Consider the following 21,746-nt stretch of genomic DNA (forward strand, 5'->3'; position numbering starts at 1 on the left):
ACTTGCGTAATTTTATAATTTGTGACAGCTGTTTTTGCCGCTTTTGGCCGTATCTGATCGTTTTTTGCGCTTCTGAGACGGGGATTGCAGGCGGCCGTCATTTGTAACTGTTTTGTTGTTGCTTTGCAGCGCTTAGTGTACTAGTATGAGCAATACAGTTACTATGTGAAATCACGTTTCGACGAAAAGGAGAACGAGTCATGGCTGAAGTCAAGGACCTGGAACAGCTGCCGGAGACTGCACCGGAGCAGGCACAGGAGGCTCCCCAGACCCCGGCGGTGCCGCTGAAGGAGCGGTGGCGGGCGATGCCCCGGAAAAAACGCCGCCGGATCATCCGGTGGACCGCGATCTTGCTGATGCTGGCCATTCTGGCGGCGATCTTGCTCAAGGTGTTCGGCGGAAAGGGCGGCGACGCCCAGGTAGTGACCGATGTGGTCCAGTACGGCTCCATTACCTCCGTGGTGGAAAACAGCGGCCTCACCAAGGCCAAGAGCAGCGAGACCATCACCCTGACCACCACCGGTACGGTAATGGACGTGCTGGTGGCGGAGGGCGAGAAGGTCACCGCCGGCACGCCGCTGTTCGTGGTGGAATCCCCGGCGGCGGAGACTGCTGTCCAGAAGGCCCGCAGCAATGTGGAGGGCTATGAAAAGCGGCTTGCCCAGGCCCAGAAGGACCTGGCCGGTCTGAATTTCAGCGCCCCCTTTGCCGGAAAGATCATGCTGAAGGATGAGCACCCGGATCTGCAGGTGGGCGATGAGGTGGCCAAGGGTGCCGCCGTGGCGGAGCTCAACGACGATACCAGGCTGCGCCTGGAGCAGTATTACAGCTATGCCTATGCCGGAGACCTGTATGTGGGTCAGTCGGTGAACGTGTCCATCCCGGCGCTGATGACCTCCATCCCCGGCACCGTGGAGGCGGTCCACATGGTCAGCCGCATCACGCCGGAGGGCTCCAAGCTGTTCTCTGCGGAGATCGTGGTGAACAACGAGGGCTCCCTGACGGCTGAGATGGCGGCCTCCGCCACCGTCACTGTGGGCGGCGAGACCGTGTATCCCTACGAGCCGGGCAAGCTGGAGTACTACCGCTCCACCACCCTGACCACCACCGTGGGCGGCACCGTGCTGGCCAACAACCTGGTGAACTACCTCCAGGTCTCCGCCGGTCAGGTGCTGCTGCAGATTGACGCGCAGCAGAGCGAGAGTGAGCTGTTCACCATCCAGCAGAACCTGGAGACCGCCAAGGCGGATCTGGAGGCGGCAGAGAAGAACCTGGCCAACTGCAAGGCCACCGCCCCCATTGACGGTATGGTGATCGGACTGACCATGCAGCCCGGCGACGAGATCGCCGCCAACACCGCCGTGGTCACCATTTCCGATACCTCCGCTATCCTGGTCAGCGCCAACGTGGATGAGCGGAACATCAGTTACATCAAGCCCGGCATGCCGGTGGAGCTGGACCAGTGGGGCACCCCGGCCTTCGGTACGGTGGAGACCGTCAGCCTGTCCTCCACGGTCAACAACGGCGTGGCTACCTATCCCATCACCATCTCTGTGGACAACAGCGAGGGGACCATCCAGGTCAACAGCTACATCAATTTCAAGATCACAGCCAGCGAGAACGACAACTGCCTGGTGCTGCCGCTCCAGTGTGTCCGAAAGATCTCCCAGGAGGACGGGACCACCGTGGATGTGGTGTTCGTCAAGGGGAGCCGGCCGGAAAACGCCATCGAGACGCCCATGCTGGAAGAGGAGATTCCCAGCGGCTTCTGGGCGGTGCCGGTGGAGATCGGCATCTCCGACAACAGCAATGTGGAGATCAAGTCCGGCGTGGAGGAGGGGACCGAGGTCTTTACCCAGATCCAGTCCATCCAGGCCTATGGTTGATGCCATGGAGAAACATCTGATCGAACTGCGGGACGTCTATAAGATCTACGGCGAGGGCCTGGAGAGCGAGGTCCGCGCTTTGGACGGCGTTTCCCTGACCATTGACCGGGGGGAGTTCGTGGCCATCGTGGGCCAGTCCGGCTCCGGCAAGTCCACCATGATGAACGTGCTGGGCTGCCTGGACGTCCCCACCCGGGGTGACTACCTTCTGGACGGTACCGACGTCCGGGAACTGACGGACAAGGAGCTCTCCCATATCCGCAACAAGCAGATCGGCTTCATCTTCCAGCAGTATAATCTGATTCAGGATCTGACGGTGCTGGAGAATGTGGAGCTGCCGCTGATCTACCAGGGGATCCGGGTGGACGACCGGTACGACCTGGCTACAGAGGCCCTGGCCCGCGTGGGACTGGCAGGCCGGATGAAGCACCGGCCCACGGAGATGTCCGGCGGCCAGCAGCAGCGAGTGGCCATTGCCCGGGCCATTGCCGCCAAGCCCCCCATCATCATGGCCGACGAGCCCACCGGCGCGTTGGATTCCCGCACAGGCCATGAAGTGCTGGAATTCCTCCAGCAGCTCAACCGGGAGGGGACCACGGTGATCCTCATTACCCATGACAACGGCATTGCCGCCACCGCCCGCCGCTGTGTGCGGCTTCAGGACGGGAAGGTGGTGGAGGACCGGCAGCAGGAGGTGGACTGGTTTTGAATATCCGACAGGCCATGAAAATGGCGTGGAAGTCCATCTGGGGCAAGAAAGGCCGGTCCTTTCTGACCATGCTGGGCATCATCATCGGCATCGCGGCGGTCATGACCATTGTCTCCGCCATCAACGGCTACACCACCAAGACCATGGAGCAGTATGCCGCCATGGGCAGCAACAAGCTGACGGTCTATATCTGGAACTATCTCTATGATGAGAAGGGCAACAGCCTGGGCAAGGATTACTTCCCGGCTCTGTATGACTATTGCAGTACCATCAAGGAGTATGTGGTGGGCGTGACGCCCCAGGCAAACTGCGAAGCCACGGTGGTGTACGGCACCAAGAGCTCTGCCAATATGCAGTACAATTACGATGACAAGGGCAACCCCATAGGCGATTTTCCCCCCAGCATCTACTATGTCAGTGATCAGTACAGCATCTGCAACAATCTGACGGTCACCAAGGGGCGGGACCTGAGCATGCTGGATTGCCAGCGCTATAACCAGGTCTGTGTCCTGGGCGCCACGGCGGCCAAGGCGTTTTTTGACGGCGTGGATCCCGTGGGCAAGGAAATGCAGTTCAACGGGCAGAGTTTTGAGGTCATCGGCGTCTATGGCAGCCGTGTGGGCAAGGACAATCCCAACGGCCAGAACATGGACAATTTCATCCTTGTGCCCTATACCGCCCGGCGGGTCCTGGGCGGCGCGGCTCCGGAGCAGTTCATCGTCAAGGCCCGGGACAGCGCCTCCATGATTGAGGCCAGCACCCGGATCGGCGGTTTTCTGAAGGGCCTGGTGGATCCCGCCAGCGGCGGGTTCAACGTGGACAAGGAGAACTCCTGGCAGGACTACCAGAACCAGCAGATGGGCATGATCTCCATGATCCTGGGCGGCATCGCCGCCATCAGCCTGCTGGTGGGCGGCATCGGCATCATGAACATCATGCTGGTCACCGTCACCGAGCGGACGCGGGAGATCGGCATTCGCCGGGCCATCGGCGCCGAGCGGGCCTCCATCATCACCCAGTTCCTGATCGAGGCGGCTATGCTCTGCGGCATCGGCGGCGTTTTCGGTATCCTGGTGGGCACCGGCGGCAGTCTGCTGGTGGGTCGGCTGATGTTTAAGATGACCATTTTCCCGGCAGTGTGGATCACGCTCTGCGCGTTTACGCTGTCGGTGGCGCTGGGAATTCTGTTTGGCATTTATCCGGCCGTCAAGGCATCCAAACTTCAGCCGGTGGAAGCCCTGCGGGCGGAATGAGAGGGAGATCAACATGAAAAAACGACTTGTGACTTGTTTGCTGGCGATCTGCATGGTCCTGTCGCTGCTGCCGGTGTCCGCCGGCGCGGCGGCAAAGGACACCGTCACCTTTTCGGATGTGGGGGACCGGAATACCGCCGTGGCGGTGGAGTCCCTGCGCCTGCTGGGCGTGCTGGACGGCTATGGAGACGGCACCTTCCGGCCCGGCACCATCCTGACCCGGGCCCAGTTCTGCAAAATGGCGGTCTACGCCATGAACGGCTCTGAGGAGCTGGGGCGCTACCGCACCGTCACGGTGTTCCCGGATGTGAAGCCCTCCCACTGGGCCGCCGCCTACATCAACATGGCGGCCAAGGGCAAGGGGATCATCTCCGGCTATGTGGACGGCCAGTTCCACCCGGACCGCACCGTCACTGTGGGCCATGCGGTGACCATCCTGCTGCGGATGCTGGGCTACAAGGATGAAAACATCGGCGGCGTCTGGCCCGACAGCTATATGGCGGAGGCTGCCGTCATCGGACTGACCGACGGCGTGGGCACCGACGCCAGTGCCGGTCTCACCCGCGGTCAGGCGGCCCGGCTGTTTTTGAACCTGCTCCGGGCAGATATGCGGGAGGGCGGCTCCTATGTCACCGTCGGCATGAAGTGCGCGGTGGTGGAGAACGCCATGCTGGTCTCCTCCCGGGCCACCGGGGCGGACGGCCGGGAGAACGCGCTGCAGCTGGCCAACGGCACGGTATATCCCATGGCCAGCGGCAAGACCTCCAACGGCATGCTGGACGGCTCCAAGGGCACCCTGGTGCTCAACGACCAGGGCCAGGCCATGACCTTTGTGCCTGACAGTGTGGGCTCTCAGAAGACCATCACCCTGGCTTCCGCCAAGGCAACGGAGATCACCGATACCTTCGGTGTCACCTATCCCGTCAGCGGCGACGTGTCCGCCTACTACCAGGGTTCTCAGCAGTCCTGGAGCGGCGTGTACGCCTGGCTGAATCCCGGCACCTCCCTGACGCTGTACCTCAATACCGCCGGCAAGGTGGAATACGTGTTTGTGGGCGGCGGCACCAGTTCCAGCGCGGCCATCATCGTCTATGAAAAGGGTTCCACCAAGGGCTTTGACTCCCTGGCGGGCACCACCACGTACAAGATCTTCAAAAACGGCATGGAAGTGACGGCGGGCGATATGCGGCCTTACGATGTGGCCACCTATTCCAGCAGTACCAACTCCATTCGGGTGTGCGATACCAGAATTACGGCCTATTACCGCAGCTGCTATCCCAACGCCCAGGAGCCCACCACCATCACGATCTTCGAGGATACGGAGCTGAAGGTGCTGCCCACCGCCAGAGAGACCCTGTCCGACTTCAAGCCCGGTGACCAGATCACCGTGCTGCTGACCGAGGACAATCAGGTGGCCGGCGCGGTCAAGGCCGGCAGCGGCAACGTCCAGGGCAACGCCGTGGGTATCGCCAAGAGCGTCTCCTCCGGCTCCGCCGAGGTGAATCTCCTGTGCGGCCTCACTGTCAAGGGCACCTCCAGCCTCACCGGCACTGACGCTGAGCGTCTGTCCGGCCAGATGGTCCGTGTGTCCTCCGGCGCCAAGGGCGCGCTGAATCTGACGCAGCTGACCGGCGGCGTCAGCGGCGGACTGGATGTGGCGGCCCGGAAGCTGGGCAGCAAGGATCTGGCGGACAACGTCATGATCTTTGAAAACGCCCCCGAGGGCATGCGCAGCGTCAGCCTGTCCGATCTGAACATCGGCACCATCCCGGCGTCCGACATCGGCTATGCCCGCACCAACTGGAGAGGCGACGTGGATCTGATCATTCTGGGCTCCGCCGTGGGCAGCACGTATATCTACGGTATCGCCAAGTATGAGCGGGGAGACCTGATCTCCGGCGCTGACGGCAGCTATTACGCTCCCGGCAAGCTGACGATCCTCCAGGGCAACGGCAAGAGCTTCGGTCCCATCGAGACCGGCTATGTGGTCACCACCGGCGAGTGCATCGGCATCACTGTGACCGGCACCGGCTCCAACCAGCACATTGCCAGCCTGGTCCGGCTCACGGCGCTCAAAGACGTTCCCAACAGCGCCTGGAGCGGCTCCGGTGCGGTGACGGTGGGCGGCCGGACGTATACCGTGCCCTCCGATGTGCTGTGCTACAATGTCCGCACTCAGGATTGGATGACGCTGAGCCAGGCCCACGCCTACGCGGCCTCTTCGGATCTCTACGTCCACAACGGCGCGGTCCGGATTATCCAGGTGCGCTGAGCGCGATTGACCCCGCAGGAAAAGACAAGAACACGGGAAGCCCGCCGCAATCTGCGGCGGGCTTCCCGTGTTTTGTGATTCACCCTCTCAGACGGTAGACCCGGCCGGATCCGGTGTCCTCTGCCGTAACGATGTCCTCCGCCAGCAGGGAGCGGAGACAGTCGGCGGCAATGGAGGGCTCCAGGCCCAGGCGGTCCGCGATCTCCCCGGCGGAGGCGGATACCTGTTCCGTCAGAAGATCGATGACAGCGTCGCTGCGCAGCCGGCGCACGGCGGGATGGCTGTCCCGGCGGGCGGCGGCCTCCGCCCCAGTGGGCGGTGCCATGTCCAGTTCCAGCGTGGTCCGTTCCGGATCCAGTTCCTCCCGGATCCGGGGCGCCGGCCAGCCCTGACGGCGCCAGACGGCATAGATGCCGGGGATACCGCCGCCGTCCCCGCGTCCAAGGCTCACCAGCTGGAAAAGCCGAACCAGTCCCAGATTCCGGGGATCGGATACGCCGCCGCTGCGGGCCGCGTCCACGTCGATGCAAAAGGCGCCGGGGTTGGTCAGACGAATGCTCCGCGGTTCCCGGCGGACCAGGATACCGCCCGTACCCCGGTAGTCGGCGTTGACCAGGCAGTTGGCCAGCGCTTCCCCCACGGCATCGGCCACAGCGGGATCCGCGTCCCAGGTCAGAGCCCGGCGGACCCGGAGATAGAAGTCAAAAACATTGCCGCTCCAGTCCCCGGCGGAGGAGACCAGGGCCATGGCTTCTCCCTCTTTGGGGCAGTCCCGGTAGTCCAGCCGGTAACGGGGGAAAACGGCGGTGATGGCCTCCGCCCGGCCGAACATCAAAAGACCCGCCGCCGTGGGGCGGAGGACGCCGCCTTCATCGGCGGCCGCGGCGCCCAGGCGGGTCAGCAGCTCCGCCCGGTCCAGGTCCCGCCAGCCCTGGTCGGGCCGCTCCCGCTCCAGCCGCAGCCGATAGCGGCGCAGTGTCCCGCCGTCCAGGGCCTCCAGATCCGCCCCGTCCAGCGGCCGGGTGTCGGCGGACCGGACCGCCGCCGCCTCCAGCATCCGCCGGACCTCCTCCCGGGAGCAGCGGTAGTCGCCGTCGCCCCGGCGGCGGTAGGTGCCGGTCATGGGGTCGCCGCCCACATATACCGGCCGGTCGTACCGCCGGGCCCGGGGGATCTCGATGGCCACGATGTGCCTGCCCTCCACCTCCACCACGCTGACGCTTCGCTCGGAGAGAATGTTGACGCTGACCCGGCGGGGGTCGTTGAGGATCTCCCGGAACTCCCGGATCAGCCACTGGGGATCCGGCAGGTCCACCGGCCGCAGGGAGTGGTCCGGCAGCTCCTCCACTCCCAGCAGAAGGATGCCGCCCAGAGTGTTGGCGAAGGCAGAGTAGGTCTCCCACAGGCTCTCCGGCAGCCCGCCGGTGGATAGCTTGGCTTCGATGCGGTTGTTTTCCCGGTATCGCTGGATGTTGTGCAGGTCGATCATCCGCCGTCCCTCCCGGTGTGCTTTGTTGGTTTCATTATAGTGACGGCGGAGATAAAACACAACGGAAACTTCCCAGGGAAAAAGGACGCCTGTCGGGCGTCCTTTTTCCGGTGTCCGGGCGGTTCAGCAGCGGTTGAAGAGGTACTGCCAGCTGTCCCGCCGCCAGCGGCAGCAGTCCCGGCGGCAGAAGATCTCCACGTTGCCGCCGGGCGGCAGTACCACCCGCAGCGTCACGCGGCTGCCGCAGCTCCGATACAGCGTCAGGACGTAGTCTCCCGGTGCCAGGAAACCAAAGAGGATATCTCCCTGACAAAGCGGCGACCGGGCCCAGCAGCTGCAGCCGCTGCCGGGCTGCAGGACCGCGGTGTCTCCGGGACGGAAATCCTCCAGGAGCAGGCGGATGCCGCACCGGCGGCATCCGCCCTCCAGGCACAGGGGAACGTCCGCCTCGCCTCCGTCGCAGAGGCAGAAGCGGCGGACTGCCTGGATGCCCCGGTCGGGTCTTACTGCTCCAGCTTGGCCTTGACCAGATATTCCCCGCCGGTGACGCCGCCGAACAGGTACTTTCCCGCGTCGTTGGTCTTGGTGGTGGCAATCAGTAGCTCCTGGGACACGCCCGCCACCGTCACCACCTGGTACAAACCCACGAAGCATCCGGCCACCGCCGCGCCGGTGTTGTCCCGGATCATGCCGCTGACAGTGCCGTTGTAGGTGCGGCTGTCCACGGTCATGGACATGGTGACGTTGGCGATAGAGCCGCCTGCGATGACGGCGGTCATGGTGGAGGCGGCCACATAGCCCTCTGCGCTGGAGAGCAGGGTGTAGACCCCGTCGGCCAGGTCATAGAAGGCGAACTCGCCGTCAGCGGCGGAATAGGTGACGGCCAGAGTGGTGCCCAGGGCGTCCTGCAAGGTGATCTTGCCGCCGGACAGAGGGGTGGAGGTGCCCTGGAGAGGGTCCTCCACCGTCAGCACGCCGGCGATGGTGCCCAGAGACAATGAGGCGTCTGCCGTACAGGTCAGGTTGACCTGAGTGGTGACGCCGGCGGTGAGGGTGACCCCTGCCGCGTCGCTGAGCAGGTATCCGTCCTTCACGGCTCCCAGGCTGTACGTGCCGGCGGGGATGCCGGAGAGGGTATAGGCGCCGGAGGCGTCGGTCATGGTGTGCTGATAGGGCAGGCCCGCGCTGTCGAACAGCTTGACAGTGGCGTCAGCCACGGGGACGGCGCCGTCGGTGACCACGCCGTATACCGTGGCCAGGGAGGCGGCGGCAGGGGGCAGCTCCAGGTCCACGTTGACCTCCTGCATTCCCTGGATGTCAAAATTCTGGCTGTACTGCAAGCTCAGCAGGTCCTGTTTGATATCGGCCATGAGAATCTTCCTGTTACCTGTTAGATCATGATTGTTTGTCGGTATGGGTGGGGCAGCCGATGAGAAAGCCCACGCAGCCGGAGACGAAGTCCCGAAACTGGACCACTGTGGCGGCCACGGAGTCAGACTCCGCCGCAGTCAGATCCCACTGGCTCAGGTTCCGCAGAACCAGCAGCGTCACCAGGCTGAACAGCCCGATACAGGTGGCCACGGCCACTTGCAGGCAGTTGGCGGCGTCATTTCCGGCGGAAGAATCCGGGGTGCTGTCAGCGGTCCCGGCGGTATCCGGCGCGGCGGCCTGGCCGCCGTCGGAAAAACCGATACGGTCCATGGGCGCGGCAGGGTCCGTCGGCAAGCCTTTCCCCGTCTCCAGCTTACGCGGCGGCAGTGAGGCGGGTGTCTGTCCGGCGGTGTGGCGGATGAAATTGGCGCTGAGGAAATAACCGAAAATGGCCGCGGCGGAGGTGCGGACGATGATGTCGATATCCTCTGCCGCCTGTCCGGCGCCGGCCGGACAGAAAATGCTGTATGCGGACTGGATCAGCAGCACCAGCATAAATACCAGCAGCCCCTTATCCACAGGATGGATCCGGTCCAGAAGGCCGCGGAGACCGCAGCGGCCCGGTGCGGGGCTCATAAGGGCACCTCCTGCGGTACCGGCGGAGCGGGAAAGAACATGGAGACGCTCCTTTCTGAGATGGGCGGGAGATGTCCGCAGGACCCGTAGGTCGCCGCGGACGTTTTGTCACAGAGGGCAGAGAAGAAAGATCCGGTCCTCCAGCCGTACGATAACTGTGTTGCTGAAAAGAGGCCGGCCCTGAAAACGCACCTGAGCGCGGTTGTGCAGAAAATGGGTGAATCGGGCGGGAATTGCCCGTTTGTGCCCGCAGTCACAAGGCGCGCAGCGGTTGATACAGTTAAACGGAGCCGCCTGTAACCTGCACTTGAAAGGTGATGACGGCGCTCCCTGCTGCGGGAACGGAGGGGATCGTATAGCTGAGGGTGCTGCCGGCCACAGTGGGAACAGCGGAGACATCGTTGACCTTGAAGGTGTCGGTGAGATATGCACAGCCCTGAGGCAGCGTGTCGGTGAAGGGAAGGTCGGAGAGAGCGGTAAGAGACACATTGGTGATGGTGACCGTGTAGGTCAGGGTTTCGCCGATGCTGGCGGAGAGCTTATCCACAGCTTTGGACACAGTGGGCGGCAGCGACAGCAGAGTGGAGACGGTGTTGCTGAGGATGCTGGTACCCTCAAAGGAGACGCTGGCGCTATTGTCCAGCCGATTGATAAGAGCCATTGCATCACATCCTTTCGCATCCATCCTATGTGGCCGGGCTGGAAAGGTGCCGGGGAGAATCTGAGGGGGCGGGAACAGAGAGCCGGAGGGAGAGGCGAACTTGGCGTATAAAAAGAGGGGAACGTTTCTGAACAACGGGCAGTCTGAATGTCCAATCGGCCGATGTTATCATTCTTTCAATTTCTTGTGGTTCAAATGGCTTCGCTCTCTGGGCTGCGGCAAGGTCCCGCGCAGCGGATTCGATTTGGAAAGGAGGAGCAGCGGCGTGAGCGCGCTCTGACTTTTGTAAAAAAGTCGGAGCAAGCGATACAGAGCTTGCTCCGACGTGGTGCCGGTGGTGGGACTCGAACCCACACGGTATCGCTACCAACGGATTTTGAGTCCGTCACGTCTACCAATTCCATCACACCGGCAAAACTTGTGGCCTTCATTATACAGGAAGCGGCATGGGAATTCAAGTGTTGTTTTTCACGGCCTATCTCCGGAGAGGGAAACGCCCTGCTTTTTTCCGCCTGTGCCTGCATTTTGTGCGGCTTTTCCTGCGAGCAGGGGGATGGCTGCGGGAATTTTGCCAATACTAATTGTATGCCAGAAGTTTACCAATAGTATGTTCATATTGGGTAAAATGCAGGAAAGGGAGGTGAGTTCCCGTGGAAGGAAACCATATTGGAAATCATATTCGCGCTTTACGGCTGGCCCGAAGCATGACACAAGAGGACTTTGCAAACCGCATCAACGTGGCGAAGTCCACGGTGTCGGCTTATGAGAACGGTTCCCGGCTTCCTTCCTACGACGTGCTGGTGAAGATTGCGGATCTGTTCCATGTGACCACAGATAACCTGCTGGGGCGGAGCAGCGGATGTATGATCGATGTCAGCGGCCTGACGGCGAAGCAGCGCAATGCCATTCAGGATGTGGTGACCACTTACCAGGCGTTCAACCGTCTGCATCGTCAGTATGCGGCTGGGGATGTGGACGCGATTTATGACGGCGGAGATCTGAAAAGCAGGGAAGGCGGGCAGTGAGAAACGCGCCCGTCCTTTTTTGCGCCTGTTTGCCGGAGGATACCGGTTTGCCTGGAAAAATGAACAGAGCGTAAAATGCCGGGAAAATCCAAAGAAATGCTACACAAACCGGTGCAGACGTGCTATGATATATGAGTTAAATTCTGCGAATTTGCGCCTTTGGGCGCGAGAGAAGGGAGGCGCCCCCATGAGATATCCGCTTCGCGTGGCCGGCCTGGGACTGATGGCGGGCGTGCTGGCGCTGCTGACTACCGGCTGCGGTTTTGCCTTTTCCCCGGAGGAGCTGTACAGCCTGCCGGCCCTTCCGGCGGAATATACGGAGCTGAACAACAGCATCAGCCAGATGATCGACAGCGGCGCCGAATATGCCGCTCCGGTCTCCGGCACCAATATCCAGCCGGTGCAGATGAAGGATCTGGACGGTGACGGACAGCAGGAGGCAGTGGCCTTCTTCCGCAACTCCGCCGACGAAAAGCCGCTGAAAATCTGCATCTACACGGCGGACGGGGAACGCTATGAACAGACCGCCGTCATCGAGGGCAGCGGCACCGCCATTTATAGCATCGAGTACAGCGATCTGGACAACGACGGCCGGCAGGAGCTGATCGTGGGCTGGCGCGTCAGCACTGACGCCCAGGCTTTGACAGTCTACTCTCTGCGGACCGGCCGTCCGGAGGAGCTGATGCGAACCAATTACGTCAAATACGCCATTACCGACTTGGATCAGGACCAGCTGAAGGAGTTGGTGGTGCTGCGGCCCGATGAGATGGGCAGCGGCCTGGCGGATTACTACTGCTGGGAGGAGAGCAGCCTGAGTCTGCGCTCCTATGCCCGGATCTCCAGTACCATGGCCGAGCTCAGCGGACAGCAGGGGCGGGTCCAGAAGGGAACGCTGTCCGGCGGCGCGCCGGCGCTGTTCATCACCGGCGTGGAAGATGCCTCCTGGTCCGTGACCGACATCCTTACGGTTCGGGACGGGGAGCTGAGCAACCTGCTGCTGTCCGATGTCACCGGCGTCTCCGGAGAGATCGTGGCATACAGCGGCCTCTATCCCACGGATATCAATGGAGACGGTGTCACGGAGCTGCCTCAGCCCCTGAGTGTCTCCGCCTGGACCGGCTGGGAGTGGAGCACCTACCAGTGGGTGAACTGGCGCAGCTACGACAGTGCCGGCACCGAGAAGCAGGTGGTCAGCACCTATCACAACACGGAGGACGGCTGGTATCTGCAGATGCCGGAGGAGTGGCGGGGCCGGATTCTGGTCAGCCGCGTCACCGGTCAGGACGAGATCACCGTGGTGTTCTCCATCCTGGGAGAGGACCCGGAGGAGGAGCCCCAGCCGTTTTTGAAGATCACCGCCCTGACCGGTTCCAGCCGGGAGATCAAGGCGACTCGGGGCGGGCGGATCATCCTGCGGCGGCAGGTGGAGCGGATCTTCACCGCGGAGCTGCTGGATGCCAACGATACCTGGGAATACGGCGTGACCGAGGATGAGGTCCGGGAGGCGTTCAACCTGATCACCACAGAGTGGCTGGCAGGGGACAACTGACCGGCGGAAAGGACAGGAGCGTATGAAAAAAGTATTGGTTCTGGAGGATGAGTCCAGTATCCGCAGTTTTATCGTCATCAATCTGCGCCGGGGCGGCTACGACGTGATCGAGGCTGAGACCGGCGAGGAGGCCCTGGAGCAGCTGAAGGAGAACCCCGATGTGAAGGTGGCGCTGCTGGACATCATGCTGCCCGGCATCGACGGGTTCGAGGTCTGCCGCCGCATCCGGGCCACCAACACGAAGATCGGCATTATCATGCTGACGGCCCGGTCCCAGGAGATGGACAAGGTGACGGGCCTCATGACCGGCGCCGACGACTATGTGACCAAACCCTTCTCCCCGGCGGAGCTGACTGCCCGGGTGGACGCCCTGTTCCGCCGGGCCGGCGGCGAGGAGCCGGTGCAGACCGGCGAGATCCGTCAGGAGCCCTTCCTGCTGAATACCCGGAACCGGACGCTGGAGAAAAACGGCGAGCGGATCAAGCTGACCCAGGTGGAATATTCCATCATGAAGATGTTTATGGAAAACCCCGGCAAGGCCTTGTCCCGGGAGGAGATTCTGGACATGGTCTGGGGCCGGGACTACTTCGGCGAGCTGAAGATCGTGGATGTGAACATCCGCCGTCTGCGGCTGAAGATCGAGGACAACGTGCAGAACCCCACCTACATCACCACCGTGTGGGGCTACGGCTACAAGTGGGGATTCTGAATAAGGCTCACCCCACGTTGTCCGGGGCCCCGCAAAGCGGGGCGGGCCGTCAGGCCCGTACAAGCGTTTTCGCCGGAGGCGGAAACCTTGGCGCCAGGCGGGATCCATTCCCGCCGCGCAGGTAAACCAGGGCTCCCGTCCCGCAGCGCGGGATGGGAAGCGCAGAACCCCGCCTACATCACCACCGTGTGGGGCTACGGCTACAAGTGGGGGTTCTGAGCCGCCGCTGAGGCGCAGCTGGATCACGACAGAGAGGAGGACAGGCCGTGACAGAGGACGAAAAGACGAAAAAATGGAAGGCCCTGCGGATCCGGGGCCTGCGTCAGCGCTGGATCGTCAACACCATCATGCCCGTGCTGGTGCTGCTGGTGCTGATCGTGACGCTGTTCTCCGCGGGCGTCTCCAGCTACTATTACAGCAGCGTCCGGGACGGCCTGGAGAAACAGGCCCAGGCCATGGCCGGCGCCTTCAACGACTATTTCATGACCAGCTATACGGAATATTACCAGATGGCGGTCCAGACCACCGACAGCTTTGAGGACAAGGACCGCATTGAGCTGCAGTTCATCGACAGCAGCGGCAGCGTCCAGACCTCCACCTCCGGCCTCAAGGCCGGCACCTTCCCCGGTACCAGCGACATCCGCCAGGCCATCCAGGACGGGGAGATGCGGCCCTATCAGGGCCGGGATCCGGAGACCGGGGAGAACATCCTCTCCGTGTCCTATCCGCTGCTGTTCAACGGCAAGGTGGTGGGCGTCATGCGGCTGGTGACCTCCCTGCGGGCGGTGAACCGTCAGATCATCATGGCGGTAATGGCCATTCTGGCCATCGCCGTGATCTGCATGGCCCTGGTGGTCATCTCCAATTTGCTGTTCATCAACAATGTGGTGGAGCCGGTGGCGGTGGTCACCGACGCCGCCAAGCGGATTTCGGCGGGCAGCTACGGTATTCGCATCGAGAACAAATATCCGGACGAGCTGGGCGAACTGGTAGACAACATCAACGATATGTCGCTGAAGATCGGCCGCAACGAGAAGATGAAGCAGGAGTTCATCTCCTCCGTGTCCCATGAGCTGCGCACGCCTCTGACCGCCATCAACGGCTGGGGCGAGACGATCCTGGAGGATCCCACCGGCGACCCGGAGCAGCTGCGCCGGGGCATCCGCATCATCCTCAACGAGTCCCGGCGCCTTTCCACCATGGTGGAGGAGCTGCTGGAGTTCTCCAAGATGGAGGACGGCCACTTCACCCTGCGGATCGAGGAGGTAGACCTCCAGGCGGAGTTCGAGGATGCCATCTTCACCTACCGGGAGCTGTTCCGGCAGGAGGGCATCGAGCTGGAGTACCGCACCGGCACCGTGGAGCTGCCCATGATCCAGGGGGATCCGGAGCGGCTCAAGCAGGTGTTCTGCAACGTGCTGGACAACGCCGCCAAGCACGGCGGCTCCGGCAAGCGGATCTCCACCTCCGTCACCCGGGAGGTGGACGACGCCGTGGTCCGGGTCCGGGACTACGGCCCCGGCATCCCCGAGGCGGAGCTGCCCTTCATCAAGCAGAAGTTTTACAAGGGCTCCTCCAAGGCCCGGGGCAGCGGCATCGGCCTGGCCGTGTGCGACGAGATCATCAAGCTCCACAACGGCACCTTCACCATCGGCAATGCCATCGGCGGCGGCGCCGAGGTCACCATCCGCCTGCCCATCCAGGAATAAGACGGAAAATAATCGAACAAATGTTTGCTTTTTGCGAATGTCTGTGATATACTTCAATCGTTAGAAAGGAATTTTCATGGCAGAACAGAAATCCTGCGCCTTCCGCACCAGCATCGGCGGACAGGCGCTGATCGAGGGCATCCTCATGCGGGGCCCGGAAAAGCAGGCCATCGTGGTCCGGGACCAGGAGGGGCAGCTGGTGGAAAAGGTGGAGGAGCTGCGGCTCATCAAGGACCGCTATCCCATCCTGGGCGTGCCCCTGATCCGGGGCACCGTCAACTTCCTCTCCGCCATGGTCAACGGCGTCAAGGCTCTGATGTACTCCGCCGACTTTTACCCCGACGAGGAGGCGGCCCAGCCCTCCAAATTCGAGCTGTGGCTGGAAAAGCACCTCACCAGCAAGAAGCTGGAGAGCGCCATCGTGGCCCTGGCGGTGGTGCTGGGTGTGGGAATGTCCGTGTTTTTGTTCATGGTGCTGCCCACCTTCCTCACCGGCGGACTGCTGCACTTCTTCCCCGGCTTTCCCATGTGGGGTCGGAACCTGATCGAGGGCGTGCTGAAAGTCCTGATCTTTTTGCTGTACCTGATCTTCTGCTCCAAACAGAAGGACATCTACCGGGTGTTCCAGTACCACGGAGCGGAGCACAAGACCATCTTCTGCTACGAGGCGGGCCTGCCGCTGACGGTGGAGAACGTCCGCATCCAGCCCCGGCACCATCCCCGCTGCGGCACGAGCTTCCTGTTCGTGGTGATCTTCGTGTCCATCCTGGTGTCCAGCGTGGTGTTCGGCATCTGGCCCATCACCAACGTGTGGCTGCGGACGGCGGCCCACATCGTGCTGCTGCCCCTGGTGGTGGGTATCACCTACGAGTTCAACCGCTGGGTGGGCCGCCATGTGCAGGACAGCGGCCTGGCCAAGTTCCTGACCAAGCCGGGCCTCTGGATGCAGAACTTCACCACCAACGAGCCCGACGACTCCATGATCGAGGTGGCCATCCGCTCCCTGGAGCTGGTGCTGCCGGGGGAGAAGGGCAAGGACGCGTGGTGACGGCCCGGCCGCTTTTGCAGACAGAAAACGACAACGAGGCGTAATTATGGCCATTACCTATAACAATCTGTATTTGGATATCCGCCAGCAGCTGCGGCGCGCCGGCATCGAGGAGGCCACGCTGGAGGCCCGGGAGCTGGTGTGCTTCGGCACCGGCAAGAGCCGGGAGCAGCTGGTCCGGGACGGCGGGCTGTACGCCTCGCCGGAGCTGGAGAAGCGGGTGCGGGACCTGGTGGACCGCCACCTGGCCGGAGAGCCGGTGGCGTACCTGATCGGGGAGTGGGAGTTCTACGGCCTGCCCCTGGATATCTCCCCCGACGTGCTGATCCCCCGGCCGGACACGGAGGTGCTGGCCGAGCAGGCCATCGGCTACGTCAAGACGCTGGGAGAGTGCCGGGTGCTGGACCTGTGCGCCGGCAGCGGCTGCATCGGCCTGGCCGTGGCCGCCCAGGCGCCCCAGGCCCGGGTGGTGCTGGGGGAGTGGTCCGACGGGGCGCTGCGCATCTGCCGCCAGAACATCCGCCGCAACAGCCTCTCCGCCCGGGTGGTGCCCATGGGGGCCGACGCCCGGGAAAAGCCGGAGAAATCCCTGGGGGAGTTTCAGTGTATCGTCTCCAATCCCCCCTACATCCCCAGCGGCGACATCGCCGGGCTGGACGTGTCCGTGAAGGACTATGAGCCCCACCTGGCCCTGGACGGCGGTGACGACGGCCTGGACTTTTACCGGAGCATCTCCGAGAAGTGGAAGGACGCCCTGGTCCCCGGCGGCCGCCTCTATTTCGAGGTGGGAATCGGCCAGGCGGACGCGGTGCTTCGTATCATGCGCGCCCAGGGCTTCGGGGACATCCAGGTGGTCAAGGACCTGCGGGACGTGCCCCGGGTGGTGTTCGGCACCCTTTGTACGGAGATCTGACGGGCGGGGACGCCCATTCCCATAGACCGAGATTGTTTGCAGGAGGAAGAGACATATGGCAAGAGACAAGGCGCCGCTGCCCAGCGCGGGCCCGGCGGACGACAAGAAGAAGGCCATCGACACCGCCATGGCCCAGATCGAGAAGATGTACGGCAAGGGCTCCATCATGCGCTTCGGCGACCGGGCGGAGCTGAACGTGGACTTCATTCCCACCGGCTCCCTGGCGTTGGACCTGGCCCTGGGCATCGGGGGCCTTCCCAAGGGGCGGATCGTGGAGATCTACGGGCCGGAGTCCTCCGGCAAGACTACCCTGGCCCTGCACGTGGTGGCGGAGGCCCAGCGCCGCGGCGGCGAGGTGGCCTTTGTGGACGCCGAGCACGCCCTGGACCCCACCTATGCCCGGGCCCTGGGCGTGAAGGTGGAGGATATGCTGATCTCCCAGCCGGACACCGGCGAGCAGGCCCTGGAGATCACCGAGGCCCTGGTCCGCTCCGGCGCCATCGACGTGGTCGTGGTGGACTCCGTGGCAGCCCTGGTGCCCCGGGCGGAGATCGAGGGCGAGATGGGCGACAGCTATGTGGGCCTCCAGGCCCGGCTCATGAGCCAGGCGCTCCGCAAGCTCACCGGCGCCATCGGCAAGACCAACACCATCGTCATCTTCATCAACCAGCTGCGGGAAAAGGTGGGCGTCATGTACGGCAACCCCGAGGTCACCACCGGCGGCCGGGCCTTGAAGTTCTACTCCTCCGTCCGCATCGACGTGCGGCGGATCGAGGCGCTGAAAAACGGCAGTGAGATCATCGGCAGCCGCACCCGGGCCAAGGTGGTCAAGAACAAAGTGGCGCCCCCCTTCCGGGAGGCGGAGTTCGACATCATGTACGGCCAGGGCATCGCCCACGAGGGTGAGCTGCTGGACCTGGGCGTAAAGCTGGATCTGGTCCAGAAGGCCGGCTCCTGGTTCTCCATGGGGGAGACCCGCATCGGCCAGGGCCGGGACGCCGCCAAGAAATATCTGATCGAAAATCCCGAGGTGGCGGAGCAGCTGGAGGCGGACATCCGCAAGAACTTTGACAAGCTCATGAGCAACCAGGACCGGATCGCGGCCAGAGCCGCGGGCCGCGCGGTGGACGTGTCCGCCGACGACTTCAACGATGCGGATTGACCGGATCGAAGCGTCCAGGCATAAAAAGGGCCGGGTGCTGGTGTTTTTGGAGGACGGCGCCTGCCTGAAGATCACGGAGCAGGAGCTGCTGGACTTCGGCCTGCGCAGCGGGGATGACCTCTCCGCCCCCCAGCTGACGAAGCTGAAGGAGGCGGCGGGCCTCTCCGATACCAAGGCGACGGCCGCAGACCTCATCGGCAAGCGGGCCATGAGCCGCGCCAGTCTGGAGAAAAAGCTCCGGGACAAGGGCGCCAGCGAGGCGGAGGCCCGGTACGCCGGGGAGTGGCTGGAGGCCATCGGCGCCCTCAACGACGCCGAGTACGCCGCCATTCTGGTCCGGCACTACGGCCAGATGGGCTACGGCCCCCGGTACGTCCAGGAAAAACTGCGGGAAAAGGGCGTGCCCCGGGAGCTGTGGGAGGACGCCCTGGACGCCCTGCCGGAGGCGGCGGAGCAGATCGACCGCTTTCTCGCCGCCAAGCTCCAGGGCCGTTCTCCGGACCCGAGGGAGAAAAAGCGCCTCACCGACGCCCTGCTGCGCCGGGGCTACAACTGGGGCGACGTGAAGGCGGGCTGGAACCGCTACGGCGCGGAGGGGTTTGACGGCGAGCTGTAAGGCAGCGCCGAGAGCATCAGGTGGACGCCCCACCGCAGGCCCTGGAGGAACAGGGCCTCTTCCTGCCAGCTGTTGGCCCGGTACTCCGCGGCCTGATACCGCTCGATGAAGCGCCGGCCCATGGTCTGCATCCACTTGCGCTCCAGATCCTCCAGCTCCCGCCGGGCGGCCTGGATACAGGGATTGGCCGGGGGCCGGACCGCGTCCAGGGAGAGGTAGAACAGCTGGGTAAGGAACGCATCGTTCATGTGGAACCCTCCTTAAATATACCTTTTTGTAGTATTTTCGATAACATGAGTGTATACTACAAAAAGGTATAAGTCAAGAGGTAAATATGAAAACAATGATTGTTTTTAAGGACCGGGTACGTGCCCTCAGAAAATCCATGAACTTGAATCAGCAGGAGTTGGGAGAGGCGCTGGGCTTGTCACAGAAAGCCATCAGCACCATCGAGAGCGGCAGCCGGGGCACCACCATCGAAAAGCTGGTGCTGCTGGCAGAGTTTTTCCACGTCTCCACGGACTATCTCCTGGGCATCACCGACGACCCCGCCTGGCGGGGCGGACCGCTAGAATGAAGGGAAGGGACCCTATTTGCAGTATCGTGTTGCATTCATCTCCCTGGGCTGCGCCAAGAACCAGGTGAACTGCGAGCAGATGATGGCCGCCGTCACCGCGGCGGGCCACACCGTCCAGGCTGACCCCGCCGGGGCCGACGTGGCGGTGGTGAATACCTGCGGCTTTTTGCAGTCCGCCTGCGAGGAGGCCATCGACAACATCCTGGAGATGGCGGCGCTGAAACAGGCGGGCCAGATCAAAAAGATCCTGGTCACCGGCTGCATGGCCCAGCGGTACAAGACAGACATACTCTCTGAACTGCCGGAGGTGGACGGCATCCTGGGCACCGGCAGCTACGGCGACATCGCCGCCGCCATCGACGAGGTCATGACGGGGGAGGAGCGCCCCTGCCGCCTGGGCAACATCCACACCTGCCCCCAGGGCGGGCCCCGCATCCTCTCCACGCCCCCCTGGTACGCCTATCTGCGCATCGCCGAGGGCTGCGACAACCACTGCGCCTACTGCGTCATCCCCTCTCTCCGGGGCAAGTACCGCAGCCGCCCCATGGACGAGCTCCTGGCCGAGGCCGCGGAGCTGGCCGACGCCGGGGTACGGGAGCTGCTGGTCATTGCCCAGGACATCACCCGCTACGGCACAGACTTCAACGGGGAGCACCAGCTGGCGGCATTGCTGCGGGAACTGTGCAAGCTGGACTTCCACTGGGTCCGGCTCCACTACCTCTACCCCGACGAGATCACCGACGAGCTCATCGACACCATCGCCGCCGAGCCCAAGATCGTCAAATACCTGGATATCCCCATCCAGCACTGCAACGATGCCATCCTGAAGGCCATGAACCGCCGGGACACGAAAGCGGAACTCCTGGCGCTGTTTGAGAAACTCCGGGCCCGGATCCCCGGCCTGGTGCTGCGGACCAGCCTCATCACGGGCCTGCCCGGCGAGGGGGAGGCGGAGCTGGAGGAGCTGTGCGACTTCCTGCGTGAGACCCGCATCGAGCGGGCCGGGGTGTTCCCCTTCTCCCCGGAGGAGGGCACCAGGGCCGCCCAGATGGACCACGTGGACACCGAGGAGGCCCGCCGCCGGGCGGAGCTGGTGGTGGACGTCCAGTCCGACATCATCGACGACTACAACGAGTCCCTCCTGGGCGAGGAGCGGGAGGTCCTGTGCGAGGGCTTCGACGGTCAGGCGCAGATGTGCTACGGCCGCAGCTACGCCGAGAGCCCGGACATCGACGGCCGCATCTGGTTCACCGCCGGGGAAGAGGTGGAGCCCGGCACCTTCGTGACCGTGCGCCTCACCGGCACCATGGACGGCGAGCTCACCGGCGAGCTGGCGGAATGAGGTCGCCCCTGGAGGAGATCCCCGGGGTGGGGAAGCGGATTGCCGCCGTCATGGAGGCCCTGGGCATCCGTCAGGTGTCGGATCTCGTGGGCCGGGACCCGGAGGAGCTGTACCGGCAGGAGTGCCTGCTCAAGGGCTTTCAGGAGGACCGCTGCGCCCTGTACGTGTGGCGGACGGCGGTCTACTACGCCGAACACCCGGCCCCGGAGGCGGAAAAGCTGAAGTGGTGGTACTGGAAGGACCGGCCCTACCCGCCGGCGAAGGAAGGAGAACAACCATGAATTTGCCGAATAAATTGACTCTTTTGCGTATTATATTGATCCCTGTTTTTATGGTGGTGCTGTATTGGGGCTTTCCCGGCGCCAATTATGTGGCCCTGGCCATCTTCATCGTGGCCAGCTTCACGGACCTGCTGGACGGCAAGATCGCCCGGAAGTACAACCTGGTGACGGACTTCGGCAAGTTCGCCGACCCCCTGGCCGACAAGATGCTGGTGACGGCAGCCATGCTGTGGTTCGTGGAGACGGGGAAGATGGCGGCCTGGATGCTGCTGATTGTCATTGTCCGGGAGTTCGCCGTCAGCGGCCTGCGGATGATCGCCAGCGACAAGGGCCGGGTCATCGCCGCCGGCTGGTCCGGCAAGGTCAAGACCGCCTCCACCATGGTGTGCATCGTCATCATGTTCCTGCCCATCCCGGCGGTGGTGAACACCATCTGCGTCTGGGTCATCACCCTGACCACCCTGTACTCCGGCGTGGAGTACTTCGTCCAGAACAAGGACGTGATCGCCTCCGCCTGAGGCCCGCGATCAAAAAACCA

The 21,746-nt window shown here is 63.2% G+C and carries 21 protein-coding genes and 1 tRNA gene; 16 read left to right on the plus strand and 6 right to left on the minus strand.

Features of this window, described 5'->3' with window-relative positions; translation table 11 throughout:
- Positions 1-200: 200 nt before the first annotated feature.
- From ACVDHE_RS09215 to ACVDHE_RS09230, 4 genes are read left to right on the plus strand one after another with little or no spacing between them, the layout of a single operon-like run.
- Complete coding sequence (locus ACVDHE_RS09215; RefSeq protein WP_458884393.1) at positions 201-1,886, plus strand: HlyD family efflux transporter periplasmic adaptor subunit; 1,686 nt, start codon at positions 201-203, stop codon at positions 1,884-1,886.
- A gap of 4 nt (positions 1,887-1,890) precedes the next feature.
- Positions 1,891-2,595, plus strand: coding sequence for an ABC transporter ATP-binding protein (locus tag ACVDHE_RS09220; protein WP_418724666.1), 705 nt, complete (start codon positions 1,891-1,893; stop codon positions 2,593-2,595).
- The gene (locus tag ACVDHE_RS09225; protein ID WP_418724667.1) at positions 2,592-3,848 is read left to right on the plus strand and encodes an ABC transporter permease; all 1,257 of its coding nucleotides are present in this window, start codon (positions 2,592-2,594) and stop codon (positions 3,846-3,848) included. The genes ACVDHE_RS09220 and ACVDHE_RS09225 overlap by 4 nt, the downstream gene beginning before the upstream one ends.
- A gap of 13 nt (positions 3,849-3,861) precedes the next feature.
- Positions 3,862-6,120 carry an S-layer homology domain-containing protein gene (locus tag ACVDHE_RS09230; protein ID WP_418724668.1) on the plus strand — a complete coding sequence of 753 codons (2,259 nt, stop codon included), beginning with the start codon at positions 3,862-3,864 and terminating at the stop codon, positions 6,118-6,120.
- 79 nt (positions 6,121-6,199) lie between these two features.
- Here ACVDHE_RS09230 and ACVDHE_RS09235 read toward each other — a convergent pair whose 3' ends face one another.
- The 5 genes from ACVDHE_RS09235 to ACVDHE_RS09255 all read right to left on the minus strand — a co-directional run bounded on the left by ACVDHE_RS09235 (position 6,200) and on the right by ACVDHE_RS09255 (position 10,690).
- On the minus strand, positions 6,200-7,609 hold the full coding sequence (locus ACVDHE_RS09235) for an RNA-binding domain-containing protein (RefSeq protein ID WP_458884394.1): 1,410 nt from the start codon (positions 7,607-7,609) through the stop codon (positions 6,200-6,202).
- A 503-nt stretch (positions 7,610-8,112) separates the two neighbouring features.
- Entirely contained in the window at positions 8,113-8,979 is an 867-nt protein-coding gene (locus ACVDHE_RS09240) for an MSCRAMM family protein (RefSeq protein ID WP_458884395.1), read from the minus strand.
- A gap of 25 nt (positions 8,980-9,004) precedes the next feature.
- Positions 9,005-9,616, minus strand: coding sequence for a hypothetical protein (locus tag ACVDHE_RS09245; protein WP_458884396.1), 612 nt, complete (start codon positions 9,614-9,616; stop codon positions 9,005-9,007).
- 280 nt (positions 9,617-9,896) lie between these two features.
- On the minus strand, positions 9,897-10,277 hold the full coding sequence (locus ACVDHE_RS09250) for a DUF11 domain-containing protein (RefSeq protein ID WP_458884397.1): 381 nt from the start codon (positions 10,275-10,277) through the stop codon (positions 9,897-9,899).
- A 326-nt stretch (positions 10,278-10,603) separates the two neighbouring features.
- Positions 10,604-10,690, minus strand: a tRNA-Leu gene (locus ACVDHE_RS09255).
- Between the two features lie 237 nt (positions 10,691-10,927).
- Here ACVDHE_RS09255 and ACVDHE_RS09260 point away from each other — a divergent pair.
- From ACVDHE_RS09260 to ACVDHE_RS09295, 8 genes are all read left to right on the plus strand, one after another.
- Positions 10,928-11,302: a helix-turn-helix domain-containing protein gene (locus ACVDHE_RS09260; protein WP_256439403.1), complete on the plus strand. Its 375-nt coding sequence runs from the start codon at positions 10,928-10,930 to the stop codon at positions 11,300-11,302.
- 187 nt (positions 11,303-11,489) lie between these two features.
- On the plus strand, positions 11,490-12,851 hold the full coding sequence (locus ACVDHE_RS09265; RefSeq protein WP_325285107.1) for an FG-GAP repeat domain-containing protein: 1,362 nt from the start codon (positions 11,490-11,492) through the stop codon (positions 12,849-12,851).
- 22 nt (positions 12,852-12,873) lie between these two features.
- The gene (locus tag ACVDHE_RS09270; protein ID WP_458884398.1) at positions 12,874-13,560 is read left to right on the plus strand and encodes a response regulator transcription factor; all 687 of its coding nucleotides are present in this window, start codon (positions 12,874-12,876) and stop codon (positions 13,558-13,560) included.
- 266 nt (positions 13,561-13,826) lie between these two features.
- On the plus strand, positions 13,827-15,269 hold the full coding sequence (locus ACVDHE_RS09275) for an ATP-binding protein (RefSeq protein WP_249539255.1): 1,443 nt from the start codon (positions 13,827-13,829) through the stop codon (positions 15,267-15,269).
- Between the two features lie 76 nt (positions 15,270-15,345).
- A complete protein-coding gene (locus tag ACVDHE_RS09280; protein ID WP_458884399.1) occupies positions 15,346-16,317 on the plus strand; it encodes a DUF1385 domain-containing protein in 972 nt (323 codons plus the stop codon).
- Between the two features lie 46 nt (positions 16,318-16,363).
- Positions 16,364-17,230, plus strand: a complete 867-nt coding sequence (gene prmC / locus ACVDHE_RS09285; protein ID WP_213037810.1) for a peptide chain release factor N(5)-glutamine methyltransferase — start codon at positions 16,364-16,366, stop codon at positions 17,228-17,230.
- Between the two features lie 55 nt (positions 17,231-17,285).
- Complete coding sequence (gene recA / locus ACVDHE_RS09290) at positions 17,286-18,392, plus strand: recombinase RecA (protein WP_213037811.1); 1,107 nt, start codon at positions 17,286-17,288, stop codon at positions 18,390-18,392.
- On the plus strand, positions 18,382-19,008 hold the full coding sequence (locus ACVDHE_RS09295; protein WP_458884400.1) for a regulatory protein RecX: 627 nt from the start codon (positions 18,382-18,384) through the stop codon (positions 19,006-19,008). Before recA ends, ACVDHE_RS09295 begins: the two co-directional genes overlap by 11 nt.
- Here ACVDHE_RS09295 and ACVDHE_RS09300 read toward each other — a convergent pair.
- Positions 18,975-19,256: a hypothetical protein gene (locus ACVDHE_RS09300; protein ID WP_458884401.1), complete on the minus strand. Its 282-nt coding sequence runs from the start codon at positions 19,254-19,256 to the stop codon at positions 18,975-18,977. The two genes, ACVDHE_RS09295 and ACVDHE_RS09300, sit on opposite strands and share 34 nt — an antisense overlap.
- 95 nt (positions 19,257-19,351) lie before the next feature.
- On the opposite strand from ACVDHE_RS09300, the gene ACVDHE_RS09305 reads away from it, so the two are divergent.
- From ACVDHE_RS09305 to pgsA, 4 genes are read left to right on the plus strand one after another with little or no spacing between them, the layout of a single operon-like run.
- Entirely contained in the window at positions 19,352-19,585 is a 234-nt protein-coding gene (locus ACVDHE_RS09305; RefSeq protein WP_213039910.1) for a helix-turn-helix domain-containing protein, read from the plus strand.
- A 16-nt stretch (positions 19,586-19,601) separates the two neighbouring features.
- Entirely contained in the window at positions 19,602-20,927 is a 1,326-nt protein-coding gene (gene rimO / locus ACVDHE_RS09310) for a 30S ribosomal protein S12 methylthiotransferase RimO (RefSeq protein ID WP_458884402.1), read from the plus strand.
- A gap of 26 nt (positions 20,928-20,953) precedes the next feature.
- On the plus strand, positions 20,954-21,208 hold the full coding sequence (locus ACVDHE_RS09315; protein WP_458884403.1) for a helix-hairpin-helix domain-containing protein: 255 nt from the start codon (positions 20,954-20,956) through the stop codon (positions 21,206-21,208).
- Positions 21,205-21,726, plus strand: coding sequence for a CDP-diacylglycerol--glycerol-3-phosphate 3-phosphatidyltransferase (gene pgsA, locus ACVDHE_RS09320; protein ID WP_325226345.1), 522 nt, complete (start codon positions 21,205-21,207; stop codon positions 21,724-21,726). The genes ACVDHE_RS09315 and pgsA overlap by 4 nt, the downstream gene beginning before the upstream one ends.
- The last annotated feature ends 20 nt before the right edge of the window (positions 21,727-21,746 follow it).

The sequence above is a fragment of the Dysosmobacter sp. Phy genome, assembly GCF_054476235.1.